This is a genomic window from Roseomonas elaeocarpi, assembly GCF_042433915.1.
GTDB classification, from domain to species: Bacteria; Pseudomonadota; Alphaproteobacteria; order Acetobacterales; family Acetobacteraceae; genus Roseomonas; species Roseomonas elaeocarpi.
The window spans coordinates 1-2569 of record NZ_JBHLUN010000025.1 but is presented as its reverse complement, the minus strand read 5'-3'; the positions used below and the strand labels follow the sequence as shown (position 1 = coordinate 2569).

Annotated in this window: 5 protein-coding genes; all 5 read right to left on the bottom strand. The window is 66.8% G+C overall.

The window, feature by feature from the left end; all coding sequences use genetic code 11:
* The coding region (locus ACFFGY_RS22095) for a hypothetical protein (protein WP_377046703.1) at nt 1-201 on the bottom strand (201 nt) is incomplete at its 3' end.
* A gap of 421 nt (nt 202-622) precedes the next feature.
* Nucleotides 623-1291 carry a hypothetical protein gene (locus ACFFGY_RS22090; protein WP_377046702.1) on the bottom strand — a complete coding sequence of 223 codons (669 nt, stop codon included), beginning with the start codon at nt 1289-1291 and terminating at the stop codon, nt 623-625.
* A 38-nt stretch (nt 1292-1329) separates the two neighbouring features.
* Nucleotides 1330-1629: a phage tail assembly chaperone gene (locus ACFFGY_RS22775; RefSeq protein WP_456316182.1), complete on the bottom strand. Its 300-nt coding sequence runs from the start codon at nt 1627-1629 to the stop codon at nt 1330-1332.
* Nucleotides 1629-2084: a hypothetical protein gene (locus ACFFGY_RS22080; RefSeq protein ID WP_377046700.1), complete on the bottom strand. Its 456-nt coding sequence runs from the start codon at nt 2082-2084 to the stop codon at nt 1629-1631. Before ACFFGY_RS22080 ends, ACFFGY_RS22775 begins: the two co-directional genes overlap by 1 nt.
* A 109-nt stretch (nt 2085-2193) precedes the next feature.
* A partial coding sequence (locus ACFFGY_RS22075; RefSeq protein ID WP_377046699.1) for a phage tail tube protein occupies nt 2194-2569 on the bottom strand: 376 nt, incomplete at its 5' end.

Below are 2569 nucleotides of genomic sequence, written 5' to 3'. Positions count from 1 at the left end.
GGCGGCAGCCTGGGTCACCGGGTCGAACTGCTTCACCAGTGCGGTGGTGCTGCGGGTGGCGCGGGTGACCCGCTCCTCCGTTACCTCCAGGGCCTGGGTGAAGCCCTCCATGGACTTGGCGGCAGCGTCAGCCCCAGCGGTAACCTGATTGTCGAACCGCGCCGTAAAGACAGCTTCGGTGACTTGGGAGACAGTCGCCATGCGCGTGGGTCTCCCGCGAGAACGGAGGATTGAATGAGGGTATGGTTAGGGGCTGCCGCGCTGTTGGTGGCGGCAACCGGAACTTGGGCCTGTGCCTCAGCCGCAGATCCCGCGAGGCAAGCTCAGGTGTGCAGTGTTTGGGGCTACGAAGATCATCCGCGTCGCTCGGAGTGCCATCTACGCGTCGACCGCTACGATGAGTTCATACCCGGCGCCTTTAGTGGCGTTTCCGACCTCAAGCAGTTCTGTGATACCCGAGGCACGAGCATCCTGAGTGCCAACTTTGCGGATTGTCTCCAGGATTTCCGGACGAGGAACGCGACCGGAACGCTTCCGAGCAACGACCCGGTCTGCACCAAGGCCCCTGCTACCGAAGTTTTAGCGCGCCTTCAGAAGCTGTCCTGCGGAGACCGCGGTGCGGTTACTTCACGCTGATCACTAGCGCCGGGTTCTCCACACGGCTCCCGGCCTTTTTCCCCCTCCTGAGCACGTACTGCCCAGGATGGTGCAGCTGGTAAATGCGCCGTGCGTCTAGCGTCGGGAAACGCTGCCGCACGGCGCGGGCACAGTCGTCGACCATGTTGGCCGGCACGCTCCAGCGCAGGCGGCGGTTGCCCGCCAGCTGGACGTCCGCCTTGCGCTCATACGGGACACGATTGGAGATCAGGATCTCGCCGATGTCCGCCCCGACCTTCTGGGGATCGAAGCTCTTCTGGCTGATGATCTGGTCGTTGGCGTTGTACGAGGCGGCCATCTTCACCCCGTTGTACCAGGTGCCGCGGGCCGAGCCGCGGGTGTAGCCAGTGGCACTGAGCGCGTAGAACCAGCTGTCCCGGAAAGTGCCACCGCGAACCGGCGAGCGGGCGCGCAGGAAGGCCATGGCGAAGACGGCCGCCTGTCCGATCAGGCTGAAGCGATAGACGATGATGCCGTCCGGCTTCACCTGCGCCTCGTCCGGCCCTTCCCGCCCGTCGACACTCAGGATGTAGGACGGCGCCGCGCGACCGGTGCGGATCAGGTCGGTGCGGCCGGCAACGGCCGCGTCCGCCAGCGCCTTTGACTGGGCAGCGGGTGACAGGTTGCGGTCCACGAAGACGCGCACCTGCTGCCGGAACGCCGCTGCCCGCATCACTGGCTGTCCTTCTGCTTCCGCCAGCGCAGGTACTCGTCATCAAGGATCCTGATCAGGCGGTAGAGGGTGTCGCGCTGCTCGATGCGGTGCTCATGCACGTCACACCACGTCATCACCGCGCGCCACGGGATGCGCCCTGGCTTGCTCTTCCAGATGACGCCGCCCATCGGGCCGGCGACGCCGGAGATCTCCGAAGGGCGCTCGTCCGAAAGGTAGTTCCACGCCCTCCAGACCCAGGCGTTCGCTGGGTCAAGGGCCGGCTCAAGTGGCCGCTCGTCCTCCTCGACCTCGGCGATCAGGTCGGCCCAGCTACCCCATTCGAGCTGGTAGAGGAGGACGGCACGGAGTTTCCCTCCGCATCCTCAATGTCGATAGCGCGGCGGGCGGTGACCAGGTTGGCCGCGGCGAACATGGCGTTCGCGAGGGGGCGGTACTGCTCCTCGTAGACCATCTTCTTCACCTGCTCCCAAGGCACGTCGTTGCCGTCGTCGTCCTTCAGGTTGCGCAGCCCGAAGACGCTGTGCGCCAGCAGGCAGTCCATGTTCGCCTTACGGAGCAGGCGGACCGGGGCGCGGGTGGCGTCACCGCCCCAGGAGCGAGCCAGCTTCTGATGACGGGCAGCCTGGGCGTCGGTGAAGGCGTCGGTGATGCCGACGGTCAGCACCTCCAGGTCATCGAACTCGCCACCGGGGGCGATCCAGTCGCCCTGCGGATCGTTGGGTGCGACGATGGTCACGGCGGAAAGCTTCATGGTGCGGGTATCCTGTGCGGGATGCGGGGAATGCGGGAAGCGGGGCCGGCGGACCCCCGCAGATCAGCCGGCCCCTACACGCGCCAGCGCCGCGGCGCCGGCAGCGCGATCAGGTGGCGGGAACGCGGTCGATCTTGAGGACCACGCCAGTGGCGTCCGGGTTCCCTTCGAGGTCGAAGGTCGCCATCACCGGTGTGCCAGGACCGCCGGCGTTGATCTGCGGGTTCATCAGCGCCGCCGCCGGCAGCGTGAAGCGGTAGCCGTTGCCGGCTGCGTCCATCGCGCGGAACGAGAAGGAGCCGATCGTCTCCGCCTTGAAGCGCTGGTACAGGGTGAAGTCGCGGAAGTAGAACTGCACCGAGCCGGAGCAGCCGAACACGCCCATGCGCATGCCCTGCGCCGCGGCGGAGCCTAGGCCGTAGTCGGCGCCGGCCCCGTCGTTGGTGATGTTCAGCGAGACGCTGTTGCACACGGCCGCAACCGCC

Excerpts from the sequence above, each read along its gene's own strand:
- ACFFGY_RS22080 (WP_377046700.1), bottom strand. The coding sequence starts at position 2,084 with ATGAAGCTTTCCGCCGTGACCATCGTCGCACCCAACGATCCGCAGGGC.